Below are 16,036 nucleotides of genomic sequence, written 5' to 3' on the forward strand. Positions count from 1 at the left end.
TTGCTGGGGTATAAGTCACTTTATATTGATATTTAAGTGACTTTATATTGGTATTTAGGTGACTTTATATCGGTATCTAAGTGACTTGGCATTGGAAAAAAAGAAAGGATACAAGATGAAGATTTTACTCAGCAACGATGATGGTGTGCACGCTCAAGGTATTCATGAGCTGGCCAATGAATTACGTGATCTTGCTGAAATTATCATTGTTGCACCTGACCGTAATCGCTCGGGCGCTTCAAATTCATTAACTTTAGAACAGCCTTTACGTGTTCAAGAAATTACCGAAAATACATATTCGGTACAAGGAACACCGACCGACTGCGTACATTTTGCGTTAAATGAACTGCTAAAGAATGATATGCCTGATCTGGTATTAACGGGCATTAATCATGGTGCTAACTTGGGTGACGATGTGCTTTATTCAGGCACGGTGGCAGCTGCAATGGAAGGGCATTTTTTAGGCGTTCAATCGGTGGCGTTTTCTCTGGTGGGTAAAAAACATTTTAAGACAGCGGCAGCGATTGCTCGTCGTATCGTCGAACAACATTTAGCTAACCCAATTCCAACCAACCGCCTGTTAAACGTGAATGTCCCTGACTTAGCATTAGAACAACTATCGGGTACTCAGGTGACACGCTTAGGTGCTCGTCACCATGCTGAAGATATGATTAAGCAGAAAGACCCACGTGGTCATGATATTTATTGGCTTGGCCCTCCTGGTAAGGAGCAAGATGCTGGTGAGGGTACCGATTTTTACGCCATTGAACATGGCTTTGTGTCGGTAACACCACTACAAGTTGATCTGACGGCGCATGAGTCGTTGGGTGCGATGACTACATGGTTAGGGGATAAATAAGTGAGTAATCCACAAGCCGAGCGCTTAGTTACTTTTCTGATAGAAAATGGTATTCAGGACCAAAAGGTTCTTGATGCTATTTACCAACTACCGAGAGAGAGCTTTTTATCACAGGCGATGCATCACCAAGCCTATGATAATAATGCGCTGCCTATCGGACAGGGGCAGACAATATCTCAGCCTTACATTGTTGCTAAAATGACTGAATTGCTTGAGTTACAACAAGACAGTCGCGTTTTGGAGATCGGAACGGGTTCTGGTTACCAAACGGCTGTATTGGCTCAGCTGGTTGATCACGTGTATTCGGTTGAAAGAATAAAGTCGCTGCAGTGGGATGCTAAGCGTAGGTTGAAGCAACTCGATTTTTACAACATCTCAACCAAGCACGGTGATGGTTGGCAAGGTTGGTCTTCTAAGGCGCCTTTTGACGCGATTATCGTCACCGCTGCTGCAGAGTCGATCCCTCAAGCGCTTTTGCAGCAGTTGAAAGATGGCGGTCGCTTATTAATTCCTGTTGGGGAAGACGAACAACAACTGTTGAAGATTGTTCGCCACGGCGATGAGTTCTTATCGAATGTTATCGAGATGGTGCGATTTGTACCTCTTGTACCTGGTGAGTTAGCTTAATAAAAATATTAATGGTGTAGGTGGATAGAAAGTCGATGCGTTCGAAGGTTTTTAAAGGAAGTTCTCTACTGCTTAGCTGTGCACTTGTTGGGTGTGCTGCGAATTCGCCTGCGCCAGTTTCAAGCTTAAACAAGAATTACTCATCGATTGATCGTGGTAGTTATCGCGGTAGTTACTATGAAGTGAAAAAAGGCGATACCCTTTATTTTATTGCTTACGTAACAAATAAAGATGTTAAAGAACTGATTCGCTATAACAATCTGTCTGCACCTTATACCATCCATCCAGGGCAGAGCCTTAAGTTATGGCGTCCTAGCTACAATGCACCAGCGTATGGTAAATCAACGGTAGCGGTTGCAGCCGTTGCTGCGCCAGTTGCCGCATCCACAACTTTGTTGGCCTCAAGCAAACCTAAAACAACACCTCAAAAGAGTAAAAACTCTAAACCTGCGCCCGCTCAAACAACCACCAAAGTGGCGAAAAAAGATCCACAAAAGAAGGTTGTACAATCCAAATCAAAGGAGTATGTTGGTTCTAAAGGTAAACAGAATGTTACACCGCCAACAAAACCAACGAGTAATAAAGTATCCAAATGGTTGTGGCCAACGAAAGGGAGAGTAATTAAGAATTTCTCTGTAGGCGAACAAGGAAATAAAGGCATAGACATAGCAGGACAGCGAGGTCAGCCAATAGTATCTACTGCAGGGGGAACGGTTGTTTATTCGGGTAATGCATTACGAGGCTACGGCAATCTAGTGATTGTGAAGCATAATGATAATTACTTAAGTGCATACGCGCACAACGACCGACTATTAGTATCTGAAGGGCAAAGTGTGAAACCAGGGCAGAAGATTGCAACAATGGGAAGCTCTGGAGCCAGCAGTGTTAGGCTGCACTTTGAGATTCGTTACCAAGGTAAATCAGTTAATCCAAAACGGTATTTACCTTAAATACAATATGCAAAAATCACGTATTGTATGGAGTGACATAGTCATTTAGCGACATATGAAGTTGTAATGTCATGCTAATTTCGCCAGGGGGAGGCGTTATGAGTATAAGCAATGCAGTAACCAAAGAAGAGTTCGATCTTAACCAAGCAACCACGGAACCGGAAGCTCTTGGAAAAGCAAAACGAACAGTCACTAAGAAAACCGAAGCGAAAGAAGAGACTGAAGTTACGTCTAAAAGCTTAGATGCGACTCAACTCTACTTAGGCGAAATTGGTTTCTCACCACTATTAACCGCTGAAGAAGAAGTGCTTTATGCACGTCGAGCTCTACGCGGTGATGAAGCAGCACGCAAACGCATGATCGAAAGTAACCTGCGTTTGGTGGTAAAAATTTCTCGTCGTTATAGCAACCGTGGTCTTGCACTTCTCGATCTAATTGAAGAAGGCAACCTAGGTTTGATCCGCGCCGTAGAGAAATTTGACCCAGAGCGTGGCTTCCGCTTCTCAACTTACGCGACATGGTGGATTCGTCAAACCATTGAACGTGCGCTAATGAATCAGACTCGCACTATCCGTTTGCCAATTCATGTTGTGAAAGAGCTGAATATCTACCTGCGTACGGCACGAGAGCTATCTCAAAAACTTGACCACGAACCAACGGCAGAAGAAATTGCTTCTAAGCTAGATAAGCCAGTCGGTGATGTGAGTAAGATGCTTCGTCTGAACGAAAGAGTAAGCTCCGTTGATACACCTATCGGTGGTGACGGTGAGAAAGCGCTACTGGATATAATTCCTGACATCAACAACTCAGACCCTGAGGTTTCAACTCAAGATAGCGATATCAAGAACTCGTTGATTTTCTGGCTTGATGAGCTGAATCCTAAGCAGAAAGAGGTGCTTGCGCGTCGCTTTGGATTACTTGGCTATGAACCGTCAACATTAGAAGAAGTAGGTCGTGAAATCAGCCTGACTCGTGAACGTGTTCGTCAAATCCAAGTTGAAGGTCTTCGCCGTCTACGTGAGATTCTAATCAAGCAAGGCTTGAACATGGAAAATCTGTTCAACGTAGAAAATGACTAAATGAACTGATGATGTTTCTTTGAATAGAAGACAAATAAAAACGCTGACTTTAAGTCAGCGTTTTTTTGTTTGTGGCTTTTGTATTTGATGCTGCCTACTCAAACGACAGTACAAAGCGACAATAACAAGCTATTTGGAAAAAGACTAAAGCAACTTCTTCAAGCGGTAGAGCTCTTCTAACGCTTGGCGAGGAGTCAGATCATCAGGATCAACATTCGCTAGCGCTTGTTCTACTTCACTTGGTTCAGGTATCAGGCTCAGTTGGTTGGCGATATCAACGCCACTTGGCTTCGATGTTGGCGACTCCATACTTAATGCTTCTAGTTGAGTCAGCTTCGCGCGAGCATTCTTGATTACCGCTTTCGGTACACCAGCCAATCCAGCTACCGCTAGGCCGTAAGATTTACTTGCTGCGCCTTCTTGAACCGCGTGCATAAAGGCAATGCTGTCGCCATGCTCAACCGCATCTAGGTGTACGTTTGCTAAAGTTGGTAGTTGGTTCGGTAGCTCAGTTAGCTCAAAATAGTGCGTCGCAAACAGTGTCATCGCATTGATTTGATTGGCTAGCCATTCTGCACTTGCCCAAGCCAGTGACAGACCATCGTAAGTACTAGTACCACGACCAATTTCATCCATTAACACAAGGCTATTTGGTGTTGCGTTGTGCAGAATATTCGCGGTTTCTGTCATCTCAACCATGAAGGTTGAACGACCCGAAGCCAAATCATCGGATGCGCCAATACGCGTAAAGATACGGTCGATAGAACCAATCGTCGCGCTTTCTGCTGGAACATAACAACCAATATGAGCCATCAGCGCAATGAGTGCAGTTTGGCGCATGTAGGTTGATTTACCACCCATGTTTGGACCTGTGATGATAAGCATCTTACGTTGATCATTGAGGTCGATAGGGTTAGCAATAAAGGGTTCGTCCATTACTTGTTCTACCACAGGGTGACGACCTGCCTGAATTTGTACGCCAGCAGACTCTGTCATGGTTGGACGACAGTAATCAAGGGTATCTGCACGCTCAGCCAAGTTTTGTAGAACATCAAGTTGAGACACTGAAGAGGCGATGTTTTGTAGGCGCTCTAAGTGCGGCAGTAGCAAGTCAAATAACTCTTCCCAAAGCTGCTTCTCGATAGCTAGGGCTTTCGATTTAGAGCTAAGCACTTTGTCTTCGTGCTCTTTTAGCTCAGGAATGATGTAACGCTCTGCATTTTTCAGCGTTTGACGGCGAACATAGTGTGGTGGCACAAGGTGGCTTTGTCCGCGGCTTACTTGAATGAAGAAACCGTGTACGTTGTTGTAGCCAACTTTAAGCGTGTCGATACCGTGACGTTCACGCTCTTCTTGCTCAAGTTTATCAAGAAATTCGGTTGCACCAGCGGCAAGGTCGCGCCATTCGTCGAGTTCTGCGTTGTAGCCTTCTGCTATCACACCACCATCACGAATCACTACGGGCGGGTTCTCTTTGATCGCTCGCTCAAGTAGTTCAGATACTTCATCCACAGGAGAAGCATATTGAGCAAGCTGAGTTAGGTATGGGTGCTTAAGTTGCGTCAGCGTTTCGGCAAGTTCAGGCAAATATTCCATAGCTTGGCGAAGTCGTGCCATATCGCGAGGACGAGCAGAGCGAAGAGCTAAACGCGCTAAGATACGTTCGATATCACCGATCTGTTTCAGCGTTGGTTGTAACTCTGTGAACAGAGCCAAATCTTTCATCTCGCCAATCGCATCTAGGCGCTGATCGAGTGCAGAGATATTGCGCATTGGTTGATGTAACCAACGCTTAAGCATACGGCTACCCATTGCTGTCGCAGTGTGATCAAGTACTTCTGCTAGGGTGTTGTCTGTGCCGCCACTAAGATTTTGGGTGATCTCTAGATTGCGTCGAGTCGCAGCATCGAGGATCACTGAGTGATCTTGTTTATCCATCGTCAGTGAACGGATATGTGGAAGGGCAGTTCGCTGGGTATCTTTCACGTATTGGATCAAACAACCAGCCGCACATAAGCCTAGTTTCGCGCTTTCTACGCCAAAGCCAACTAGGTCACGAGTACCAAACTGCTTATTCAATTGCTGCTTAGCGGTATCTAATTCAAATTCCCACACAGGGCGACGGCGGTTGCCATTACGACTTGCCATCAAATTTACGGGTTCGAAATCTTCAGGGAACAGCAGTTCACGTGGTGACGTTCTTTGTAGCTCTGCCGCCATCGCTTCTTCGGTTTCTGGTTCGCAAAGTTGGAATCGACCTGAGGTAATATCCAGTGTCGCGTAACCAAACTTACCGTTGTGATGGTAAATGGCTGCAATCAGGTTATCAACACGCTCAGAAAGCAATGCTTCATCCGTTACGGTACCAGGCGTTACGATGCGTACAACAGCACGTTCAACCGGGCCTTTTGAAGTCGCTGGATTACCAATCTGTTCACAAATAGCTACGGATTCACCAAGTTGCACTAACTTCGCAAGGTATCCTTCAACGGCATGGTACGGAACACCCGCCATAGGAATAGGCTCACCATTTGAAGAGCCACGCTTGGTCAGTGAAATATCGAGGAGTTGAGAGGCTTTTTTAGCATCATCGTAGAAAAGCTCGTAGAAATCGCCCATGCGGTAGAACAACAGAATTTCTGGGTTTTCTGCTTTTAGCTTTAGGTACTGCTGCATCATGGGAGTATGTTTTTGATCGGCTTTCACAGTTAACTTCTTTCGTTTATTTCTATTGCGGCTTAGGATACGTGAAAGCGTTTCGTGCGAAAAGCGACACATGCGAAAAGATGCGAATCCGAATGATATGACAGTAAATAAAGGGAAGTTGATGATGCAGATGACTCAAGATCTTAGTGAACAGCTTGGACACTTACTCGCTAAACACAAACACGTTTTAGTGACGGCTGAATCATGCACTGGCGGTGGTGTTGCTAGCGCAGTGACGGATATCGCAGGGAGCTCTGGGTGGTTTGATCGCTCTTTTGTTACTTATAGTAATGAAGCGAAGCAAGAGATGATTGGTGTACAGCTTAAAACCTTAGTTGAGTTTGGTGCAGTGAGTGAGCCTGTAGTGATAGAAATGGCGAGCGGGGCATTGCAACATTCAAATGGGACTATCTCTGTATCGATCAGTGGCATTGCTGGCCCAGGTGGCGCGACCGAAGATAAACCCGTTGGTACAGTATGTTTCGCTTGGAAAGCACTAAATGGCTGGGATAAAGTAGAAACGCATCTATTTACAGGCGACAGATCACAAGTACGCCAACAAGCCACGCACCATGCCCTGCAAGTTATTTATGATTACCTATCAATGGAAGGTAAGTAGCATTTGTACAAATTATTTTCATACAGGTATAGACACTGTATGAATAAACAGTATAATGAAAGCCAATTAGTCACCCCTATGTGGGTTAGAAATAGATTCTAGATCGCTTGTTAAGACAACCGATTATGTGGAGATAGTAATGGACGAGAATAAACAAAAAGCGTTAGCCGCAGCCCTTGGTCAGATTGAAAAGCAATTTGGTAAAGGTTCTATCATGCGTCTTGGTGATAACCGCACAATGGACGTAGAAACTATTTCTACAGGTTCTCTATCTCTAGATATCGCACTAGGTGCTGGTGGCCTACCTATGGGACGTATCGTAGAAGTTTACGGTCCAGAATCATCAGGTAAAACAACGCTAACGCTGGAGCTTATTGCTGCAGCACAGAGAGTGGGCAAAACGTGTGCATTCGTTGATGCGGAGCACGCACTAGACCCTATCTACGCTCAAAAGTTGGGTGTTGATATCGATGCTCTTCTTGTTTCTCAACCTGATACGGGTGAGCAAGCGCTTGAAATCTGTGATGCACTGGCTCGTTCAGGTGCTATCGACGTACTTGTTATTGACTCAGTAGCAGCACTAACACCTAAAGCAGAAATCGAAGGCGAAATGGGCGACAGCCACATGGGTCTTCAGGCTCGTATGCTTTCTCAAGCGATGCGTAAGCTGACTGGTAACCTCAAGCAGTCTAACTGTATGGCTATCTTCATTAACCAAATTCGTATGAAAATTGGTGTGATGTTCGGTAACCCAGAAACAACAACCGGTGGTAACGCACTTAAGTTCTACGCATCTGTTCGTCTTGATATTCGCCGTACTGGCGCGATTAAAGATGGTGATGAAGTTGTTGGTAACGAAACTCGCATCAAGGTTGTTAAGAACAAGATTGCTGCACCATTCAAACAAGCTGAAACTCAAATCCTTTACGGCAAAGGCTTCAACCGCGAAGGTGAGCTTATCGACTTAGGTGTTAAGAATAAGCTAGTAGAAAAAGCAGGCGCTTGGTACAGCTACAAAGGCGACAAGATCGGCCAAGGTAAAGCTAACGCTGGTAAATACCTACGTGAAAACCCAGAAGTTGCTCTAGAAATTGATACTAAACTTCGTGAGTTACTGCTAACTCCTGCTGTGCTTGAAGAGAAAGGTGCAGAGAAGGAAGAAGAAAACGAAGAGCTATAAGCTAACGTTTTGTTAAGTCATCTTCATAAGAATGTATGACTTTGAAAGATTTTAAAGCCTCGAAGTTTCGAGGCTTTATTGTTTTAGTCGTAAAAATGTAAGGTATTTGATTGTTTAGAGGAAAGTGACCGTAGGTGGCTGCTCTAGATTACTTATAGTTATGCACTTATAAGTCTATTCTTTATCAAATAACTAAAGAAACCCTTTAGGTTAAATAGATTTCCGTCAAAAGTTCTTTCCCCGAAAGGCCTATTACTAGACCTTTGTTCGTATCTGATTATTGAATTCGATCTGCTGAGTTAGTGCTTCTTAAGCTCGTCGAGTACCATAGCATTATGCTGTTCGTGAATCGTATTCACCCTAACGTGTTGGTGCTGATTAGGAGCCAGGCGTTCGTATTCTGTTAGGTAAATATCGCTGTGAATATGCTCTGCGATCATTTTTACAATTAAGCGATTATTGGCATATAAACCTAAGGTTTCTTCACGGTGTGAGAACATGAGGGCGAGCTTCATATCGGCTACGCACATAAAGCGGTGTGAAGGGTATTCAGTTTCTTCATTTTCAGAACGCGAATGTAGTTCTATCTTTTCATGTGGGCTCGCCATTTTGTTGAATGAAAAGCCAATCACTCGTACGCCACGTTCCACGGCGTCGCATAATTCTTTGCCAAACAGCTCAAGGTTAAAATCGGTATTCAGATAAATTTCTAGATTTGCCTGATTAATGATTTCTTTGGCCTTTTGCAGTAAGTTGTCGAACCCCGATACGTTGTAAACGAACTCTTTTTCCTCTTTCAGCATCATCTTCGATAATTCTGATTTAAGGAAATTAATATTGGTGACGGTCTTTTTTTCTATCTGGCTGAAAATCAAATCTGGTGATTTAGCTTCGTACTCTTTGGTGTCGCCATCAGACATGAAAATGTAGCCATTGGCATAAAGGTTATCGATAGACGAGTAAACAGAAGAGCGGGAGATAGAGATCTCTTTCGCGATTTTATATCCGCTGGATTGGCCATTTTTGAGTAAATTAATATAAACAAGCGCATCGGTTTTGGTAAACCCAAAATCCATTAATTTGGTGACTAGCTCTGACACGGGTTGTCCTCTGAAACTATTCAATATCTTCTCCTTCTAAGGTTACCATTCTTGTCACGACGAGCGTAAATGATTGTTGTGATTTTTTTCAGCGATGAGAAACGCTCCGCGAGCAAAGGTGAATTCATCTTGTTTTGGGTGAATAATCACTGGAATTTCATTAACGTGAATGTAGCGAGACAATGCGACTTTTAAATCTGCCGTTAATGTAGGATAGGTCGTTGCTTCGCCTGATAATACGAGTCGTGTGGGCTGTAATTGCTGAATGGGATTAACTAAACTGCGCGCCAATTGGTCGATATAAGTACGATAGATGCGCGATGCATGCGGTTCACTTTGGTCTACGCCTGAAAAAATTTGCGTTAAAGTTTGGTCTTTTAGCACGACTTGATGATATTGCCGCTCAATACTTGGTGCGGATAAAAACTGTTCAATGCAGGCCTCATTGCCACAGCGACATATAGGAGTTAAACCATCAACGAGCCATTGAAAATTTGGTAACGTTGAATGTGCCCAATGTGAGCTTAACGGGTGGTGTTCTTGCTCGTTATTTTTGTAAAAACTCATACCACAACCATCGCCCAAAAATACACTGAGTGTGGCCTCTTTGTGTAAACCTCTAGCCCTCTTATCTAGACTTGAATCTGCCGAGAGTGGTTGTTCAATTAAGTCAGCGTTCGTCGTTGCGTTACTAATCGCGTCGCACGCAATAGCCGCACTGTGTGAATGCATCACAAGCGAGCAATCGACCTTGAAGTGCTGAATCAGGTTCATTGGTAATTGGGCGAGTTCTGGCGAGTGAGTTTGACTTTGCTTTGTCAGATTATTTACTGACTGGCGATGAGATGAAAAAAACTCGGATGTGCTTATGCCTATCGCGGCGATACTTCCATAGCGGTAGCTGACGCTTGATATTCTGGTTATCAAATGTTGGGCCAAGTGGGCAAGGTCGCCAGGAATGCGCTGCACCATTCTATACACCTCTTGTCCGTTAGAAGTGCTGGCGACCGAGTAAATAGAGTGGGAATCAATCGCGATTCCCATTACTATATTTGGTTCTGCTTTAATGAGCATGATTTGATTAATGACACACTTGGATTTAGTTCGCTTGCTCAATCACGTAGCCGTAAGCGCTAATGGTCAGTGATTTATCATCGAGTATGATCTGTTTATCTTTATCGCTGTTGTTTAAAACAAACGTTAAATTGCCACGGCGGTAAGCAATGCACTCTTTGTCTGTCGTCCCTTTTTCATCCCTCACGTTTAACCAGTCAATGCTAGGCTGATTAAACTCGGGATTAGCTTTACGTAAAGCGATCATTTCTTGAATGAAGGATTTAAACTCTAAGTCTTGCTCTGATTCTTCCCATATCATGCATTTTCGGTTGTCTTCGCTGCCCATGCCGCGGCCGCCATCCATACCAATTTCTCCACCGTAGTAAATACATGGAGCGCCAACTTGGGTAAACATAAATAGATAGGCTAATTTAGCTTTGCGCTTGTCGCCCTGACATAAAGAGATAATGCGAGTGGTGTCGTGGCTATCTAATAAGTTAAACATCGCTTCATTTACGTTGCGTGGGTATGCCATGTACGACGCGTTCACTGCATTTACAAAGCTCTCTTTATCAAGGTCGCCAAGACCAAAGTAGTCGGTAATGGCTTGTGTCAGCGGGTAATTCATCAGCGAATCGTATTGGTCGCCGCGTAGCCAAGGCATACCTTCGTGCCAAATCTCCCCAAGAATGTAGCAGTCTGGGTTGGCATCTTTTACGACTTTTCGGAAGTCACGCCAAAACGCGTGGTCCACTTCGTTGGCTACGTCTAAACGCCAACCATCAATGTTGAACTCTTCTACCCAGTGGCGTGCTACGTCTAATAAGTATGCACGACACTCTTCATTTTCAGTATTCAGCTTGGGCATTTCGACGACATTCGCGAAGGTTTCGTAGTTCAAGTTCCAGAAATCCCACTCTTCTTTTGGCGTGTCTGGGTATACAGGGAATTGATTGATCCAAAACCAGTCGGCGTATTTGGACTTTGCCCCGTTATTCACAACGTCTAGCCATAGTGGTGATTGAGACCCAATGTGGTTGAATACCGCGTCGAGCATAATTTTCATGCCGCGTTTATGGGCTTCATCGACGAGTGCTTTAAAAGCTTCATTGCCGCCAAAGTGCGGGTCTACATTGTAGTAGTCAACAGTGTCGTATTTATGGTTGGCGTTGGCTGTGAAAATAGGGCACAAATACAAACCGTTCACGCCAAGATCTTGCAGGTAATCGAGCTTGTCGATCACGCCCCATAAATCGCCACCCATAAAGTTGTCGGATACAGGTCGGGTTCCCCAAGGCTGCACGTTGGCAGGTGATGTTTCAGGGCGACCATTGGCAAAGCGCTCTGGGAATATTTGGTACCAAATGGTGTCTTTTATCCACGCGGGCGTCTTTAAAACGTCACGAGGGTTTATGTAAGGAAAACAGAAGAAATTGCTTAAGTTGCTCAGCTCGATCTCTGCACTTTCAGGCGTTGAAATGTCGGCGCAGCGTTTTTCGCCAAACAGGATCTTTTCGCCGCCTTTTCCGTACAAAATAAAACCATAGCGGCTGCGACGTTTCGGTGGAGTAAACTCCGCAAACCAGTGGTCGTGGTACTCGGTTTCTCCTTCATGAATCATGGTCACTTCATTGCCACCCACCCATCCGTGAGCATCACTGCCTCCTAAATTACCACCATCGAGGCCGCCTTCTGCCCAGTGATACGGGTCGCCGATCCACAGTGAGACCTTGTCTAGTTCCCCTTTTGCGCTTCGTAGTCGAAGGTGAAGGGTTTCATTGTTATAAGCGTAGCTGTCTGCGCTTTTTGCTGAGTGAGTCAGCGAGCTTTTTGTAATCGGTTTGTTGATAACTGAATTTGTAATAGCCATAGCGGAAATCATCCCAAATTATTATTCTTTAACTGCGCCGCTGACGAGGCCGGTAGTAATGTGTTTTTGAGTCGCAACAAATAGCAAAGTGATAGGCACTGCAACCAATAATGAACCCGCGGCAAACAGCGTAAAGTTCTCTGCTGAGTTAGATGAAATCCAACTGAAAATACCGATGGCTAGCGTCATTTTTTCTTCGCTGCGTAAGATGAGCGTAGGTAAAATGAAGTCCATCCAAGGTGCGGTGAAAGAGACTAAACCAACAAACACTAAGATAGGTTTCGCGAGAGGGAGAATGATCTCTAGGAAAATGGTCATGTGACCTGCGCCATCAATTTTCGCAGCTTCGTCCAATGAAGTGGGAATGGCATCGAAATAACCTTTCACCAACCAAATCATGAATGGTAATGAGCCCGTTACATACACAAATAACAAGCCAGCATAGGTATCAATCAATCCCATTTTTGATAGCAAGATGTAGATAGCTGTCATCGAAAGAAAGGCCGGGAACATCTGCAATACAAGAATGCTCATCATAATGTTTCGCTTACCGTTGAAGCGGTAGCGAGAGAACACAAACGCTGAAATAGTTACGACAACCAGTGAAATAACCATATTCGCTGTAGCGAGAAGAAAGGTGTTTTTATACCAGTCTAAATAGGGTGTGTCCGTGAATAACGCGCGGTAGTGGTCGAGCGTAAAATCAATACTTGTGAAAGAAGAACTGAATAAGTTATTCCCCGTTTTGAATGAAGCTAGCACTGTCCAAATTACCGGGCCAAGTACTAATAATGCGTTGGCAATGAGAAATAAGTACACGACTAGGGTGCCTATTTTGCCAATGTATTTGTCCATGTTAATTAACTTATCCGTACTATTTAAATTAGCCATGTTACATACCTACATCGTCTTTGAATGACTTCATGCGGCTGAATTGCCATATCGCAATACCAGACAAGAACAAGAAGATAATGATTGAGATAACCGAGGCGATTTGATACTGCTGGAAGTCGAGTGTGAGCTTGTAAATCCAAGTGATCAGAATGTCGGTATGTCCTGCAAATCGATATTCAGGGTTGATAGGTCCCCCTTCAGTTAACAGGTAAATCGCCCCAAAGTTATTGAAGTTATGGGCAAAGGTCATGACCAACGATGGGGCTACTTGGTGCAACACCATAGGCAGGGTGATTTCTTTAAATTGCTGGAACTTGCTTGCACCATCGACTTCACTGGCTTCATAAAGTTCGCTTGAGATGTTAGTCAGAGCCCCTGCAATAAGCAGCATAAAGTAAGGTGCGCCAACCCAAACACTCACCGCGATAACGGTAATTTTTGCGGTGAAGGGGTCTGATAAGAAGGCAATCGAATCAAAGCCCCACGAGTTTAACGTCGCGTTGACTGGCCCAATCCCATTCAGTAGCAAGCGGAACATCAATAAGGTTACGAAAGCCGGAATGGCATAAGGGAGAATAAAGATAAAGCGCCATGCTTTTTTCGCTTTAATATTTCGATTTTGCAGCGCAAGCGCCAGTAAAAAACCAAACCCACAAGTACATATGGTGGCAAAAAATGCCCACAGAACCGTCCAAGAAGCGACACCGAAGAAAGTGCTCGACCATATTTTCAGTTCAAATAACGCGATAAAGTTTTTAAACCCCACCCAATCTACGAGGTTTCTTGGTGGGATATGATGGGGCGCAGAATAGTTAGTGAAAGAGACAAGTACCGTAATAATAATCGGTAAAATAATGAATGCGATACTGGCAACAAAAGCTGGCGATAGCATAATGAATGCGAACTTTTGGTCGTAAATGTCTTTAAATTGTTCACGGAGGTTCAGCCGTGACTTAAGGCTGACTTTTGCATCTTGGATATTAGCAATGTACAGACAGATGAATAAGAAGCTGTAGAGTAGCGCGATGACCCCTTCTACCAACATAAAGACCGAGTTATCACCCTGTATGATTTTAAAGCCTTCACGAACTTGAGCCACATCGCCTAAAGTGACTAAGCTTTTTAGTGAGGCCAACAGCTCCGGGAGAATCAACAGTGTGATTAGCTGCATGGCTAAAAATACACCGCCTTTTACCCAATGACCTTTTACGATCTGTGTACTCCCCATAATAAGGAGTGAAGCGGGCATTCGTGATGCCGGCTGATTCTCTGTTAACAACATTGTTTATCTCTATTGTTTAGGTTGTCGTTATGTATTCGTTTTCGGGTCACGCTCTGAATTAGCGCTGTGGCTTTATGACACAGCGCATGAACTAAGTAGCTCGTGAGTCGCGACGGGAGTTCAGAGGTTACTCTTGTAATTCTATTTGTTCTTCGATGATCGAAAGCGCACGGTTAAGAACAGCACTCGCAGGTTTATCGTTTACCCAGTAGTCTGTAATAGCGCTGGCCATTGGTGACCAAATGAAGCCCATTTCAGGAATCGATGGCATTGCGTCTGAGTAGAAACCTTGCGTAATAATGGCGTAAGTGGCTTCATCAGCATCAACAATGATCTCTTCCATAACCGACTGGATCGGAGGGAGTGCTCTTGACATCTCATAGCGTTTTTTCAGCATCGCGTCGGAAGTAAGGTAGTCTGCAAATAATTGTGCGGCTTTCGGATACTCAGTGTAAGAAGACACAACCGCAAGACGAACAGTTGCAAAAGTGCGTGGTTGTTGGCCTGCTAATTTAGGCATAGGTACAACACCAAGATTTATACCTGATTCTTGATACCCTTCGATTGCCCAAGGGCCGTCGATAATAGCGGCGACTTTTCCTTCATTAAATAAGCCACGACGTACTTGCGGGTTGCGCATATCAACTGGATTTGAATTGTTGGCCACTTGTAGGGTTTTCATTGCTTTTAAGCCTTGTTGGGCTTTTTCAGAATTGATGCCGATGTCTTTTGCATCGGTACCGTTATTACCAAATTCGTATGCGCCGTAAAGTGTGACAAACATACGAGACTCGTAATAGTTCTGTATGTCCCAAAGCAGTGCGTATTTATGTTCTTGCTTATTGTTGAAAGTTTTTGAAAATTCGATAATTTCTTCAAAAGTCTCAGGTGCTTTAGTCAGTAAATCTTTATTGTAGAACAGAGCGGTAGTGGCGAAGCTAACTGGGAAGCCATAGCTCACCCCTTCAGCTTGAGACGCATTAATCGCGTTTGGCATAAAAGTATTCGAGATACGTTCGGCAGACACCAAATTCTCCATCGCCCCACCAGCCACGACTAATCTCCCTAATAAGTCATGTTCAATCTCTACCACATCTGCCACGCGAGCAGAGCCGCCATCCTGAATCAAACGAGAAGCGGCATCGATAGGCGCTAACCCACGGAATGAAAAATCAATATCGTATCCTAACTCCTTATTAAAGGACTGAGCGGCGTACTCCATGTAGTCGAGTGTTGTTTTGTCGGTCCAGATTAACAACTCAGCCCCATTTTCTGGCTGAATTGTGTCTGCGTTTGCATCTGCTGCAGCCGCTAATGTACTGGTCGTTAACGTTGCCGCCATTAAGGCTGCCGCGAATAGATTCTTTTTCATTCCTGAATTTTTCATACTGACACCGCGCTATTTAAATTCTTAGTAGTCGTTCGTTAGGTACTACTATGGTATGTCTCACCGACAATATGTCAACATCACCTGGTTAAAGTGTCAGTGCATTTGTGATACTCGTCACCTTCTGTTTGTGCTTTTTACATCTAGTAGCTATAGGGTTTTATGTCTTGTTTATTGGGGGTTTTGAACGGTGCTTTGTTCGTTTTGATACTTAGATTAATGAAAAGCCTACCGTTTGTGATGGTGATCAATAATCTCCGCAGTCAAGGGTGATTGATCTCTCATTTCTAAATTCAATAGGAAGCAAAACATTTATAATTCTAGAACAATAAATAGGCGTTCATTACGGACGACTATGTTTTTCTGGTTAAATGTTGCGAAATCAGCAAGCCTATCAAGAGACACAGTGGATAGATAAAGAGAAACA

13 protein-coding genes are annotated in these 16,036 nt (G+C 44.2%); 6 read left to right on the plus strand and 7 right to left on the minus strand.

Features of this window, described 5'->3' with window-relative positions:
• Positions 1 to 115 precede the first annotated feature (115 nt).
• The 4 genes from surE to rpoS all read left to right on the plus strand — a co-directional run bounded on the left by surE (position 116) and on the right by rpoS (position 3,515).
• A complete protein-coding gene (gene surE / locus K08M4_RS02535) occupies positions 116 to 859 on the plus strand; it encodes a 5'/3'-nucleotidase SurE (RefSeq protein ID WP_086048750.1) in 744 nt (247 codons plus the stop codon).
• Complete coding sequence (locus tag K08M4_RS02540) at positions 860 to 1,486, plus strand: protein-L-isoaspartate(D-aspartate) O-methyltransferase (protein WP_086048751.1); 627 nt, start codon at positions 860 to 862, stop codon at positions 1,484 to 1,486.
• 35 nt (positions 1,487 to 1,521) lie between these two features.
• Positions 1,522 to 2,436, plus strand: coding sequence for a murein hydrolase activator NlpD (gene nlpD, locus K08M4_RS02545; RefSeq protein ID WP_029225456.1), 915 nt, complete (start codon positions 1,522 to 1,524; stop codon positions 2,434 to 2,436).
• A gap of 98 nt (positions 2,437 to 2,534) precedes the next feature.
• Positions 2,535 to 3,515, plus strand: coding sequence for an RNA polymerase sigma factor RpoS (rpoS, locus tag K08M4_RS02550; protein ID WP_086048752.1), 981 nt, complete (start codon positions 2,535 to 2,537; stop codon positions 3,513 to 3,515).
• Between the two features lie 144 nt (positions 3,516 to 3,659).
• Here the strand turns inward: rpoS and mutS are convergent, their stop codons facing one another.
• Positions 3,660 to 6,221 (minus strand): DNA mismatch repair protein MutS, encoded by a 2,562-nt coding sequence (gene mutS, locus K08M4_RS02555; RefSeq protein ID WP_086048753.1) that lies wholly within the window; start codon positions 6,219 to 6,221, stop codon positions 3,660 to 3,662.
• Positions 6,222 to 6,345: 124 nt separating this feature from the next.
• Between mutS and pncC the strand changes: the two genes are divergently transcribed.
• Both pncC and recA read left to right on the plus strand, forming a co-directional pair.
• Complete coding sequence (gene pncC / locus K08M4_RS02560; RefSeq protein WP_086050375.1) at positions 6,346 to 6,840, plus strand: nicotinamide-nucleotide amidase; 495 nt, start codon at positions 6,346 to 6,348, stop codon at positions 6,838 to 6,840.
• Between the two features lie 139 nt (positions 6,841 to 6,979).
• Entirely contained in the window at positions 6,980 to 8,020 is a 1,041-nt protein-coding gene (gene recA / locus K08M4_RS02565; RefSeq protein ID WP_086048754.1) for a recombinase RecA, read from the plus strand.
• A gap of 299 nt (positions 8,021 to 8,319) precedes the next feature.
• On the opposite strand, the gene K08M4_RS02570 is transcribed toward recA, so the two are convergent.
• The 6 genes from K08M4_RS02570 to K08M4_RS02595 all read right to left on the minus strand — a co-directional run bounded on the left by K08M4_RS02570 (position 8,320) and on the right by K08M4_RS02595 (position 15,594).
• Positions 8,320 to 9,120 (minus strand): TrmB family transcriptional regulator, encoded by an 801-nt coding sequence (locus tag K08M4_RS02570; RefSeq protein ID WP_009847632.1) that lies wholly within the window; start codon positions 9,118 to 9,120, stop codon positions 8,320 to 8,322.
• Between the two features lie 54 nt (positions 9,121 to 9,174).
• Positions 9,175 to 10,236, minus strand: coding sequence for an ROK family protein (locus tag K08M4_RS02575; protein WP_232460218.1), 1,062 nt, complete (start codon positions 10,234 to 10,236; stop codon positions 9,175 to 9,177).
• A complete protein-coding gene (locus K08M4_RS02580) occupies positions 10,220 to 12,058 on the minus strand; it encodes a glycoside hydrolase family 13 protein (RefSeq protein WP_086048756.1) in 1,839 nt (612 codons plus the stop codon). Before K08M4_RS02580 ends, K08M4_RS02575 begins: the two co-directional genes overlap by 17 nt.
• A gap of 9 nt (positions 12,059 to 12,067) precedes the next feature.
• Positions 12,068 to 12,901 (minus strand): sugar ABC transporter permease, encoded by an 834-nt coding sequence (locus K08M4_RS02585; RefSeq protein ID WP_029223077.1) that lies wholly within the window; start codon positions 12,899 to 12,901, stop codon positions 12,068 to 12,070.
• A 37-nt stretch (positions 12,902 to 12,938) separates the two neighbouring features.
• A complete protein-coding gene (locus K08M4_RS02590) occupies positions 12,939 to 14,222 on the minus strand; it encodes a carbohydrate ABC transporter permease (protein ID WP_086048757.1) in 1,284 nt (427 codons plus the stop codon).
• A 127-nt stretch (positions 14,223 to 14,349) separates the two neighbouring features.
• On the minus strand, positions 14,350 to 15,594 hold the full coding sequence (locus K08M4_RS02595; protein ID WP_086048758.1) for a sugar ABC transporter substrate-binding protein: 1,245 nt from the start codon (positions 15,592 to 15,594) through the stop codon (positions 14,350 to 14,352).
• Positions 15,595 to 16,036 lie beyond the last annotated feature (442 nt).

Source organism: Vibrio syngnathi, assembly GCF_002119525.1.
In the GTDB taxonomy this organism is placed as follows: Bacteria; Pseudomonadota; Gammaproteobacteria; order Enterobacterales; family Vibrionaceae; genus Vibrio; species Vibrio syngnathi.

Excerpts from the sequence above, each read along its gene's own strand:
- K08M4_RS02590 (WP_086048757.1), bottom strand. The coding sequence starts at position 14,222 with ATGTTGTTAACAGAGAATCAGCCGGCATCACGAATGCCCGCTTCACTC.
- recA (WP_086048754.1), top strand. The coding sequence starts at position 6,980 with ATGGACGAGAATAAACAAAAAGCGTTAGCCGCAGCCCTTGGTCAGATT.
- rpoS (WP_086048752.1), top strand. The coding sequence starts at position 2,535 with ATGAGTATAAGCAATGCAGTAACCAAAGAAGAGTTCGATCTTAACCAA.
- K08M4_RS02585 (WP_029223077.1), bottom strand. The coding sequence starts at position 12,901 with ATGGACAAATACATTGGCAAAATAGGCACCCTAGTCGTGTACTTATTT.
- surE (WP_086048750.1), top strand. The coding sequence starts at position 116 with ATGAAGATTTTACTCAGCAACGATGATGGTGTGCACGCTCAAGGTATT.
- K08M4_RS02595 (WP_086048758.1), bottom strand. The coding sequence starts at position 15,594 with ATGAAAAAGAATCTATTCGCGGCAGCCTTAATGGCGGCAACGTTAACG.
- K08M4_RS02580 (WP_086048756.1), bottom strand. The coding sequence starts at position 12,058 with ATGATTTCCGCTATGGCTATTACAAATTCAGTTATCAACAAACCGATT.
- nlpD (WP_029225456.1), top strand. The coding sequence starts at position 1,522 with ATGCGTTCGAAGGTTTTTAAAGGAAGTTCTCTACTGCTTAGCTGTGCA.
- pncC (WP_086050375.1), top strand. The coding sequence starts at position 6,346 with ATGCAGATGACTCAAGATCTTAGTGAACAGCTTGGACACTTACTCGCT.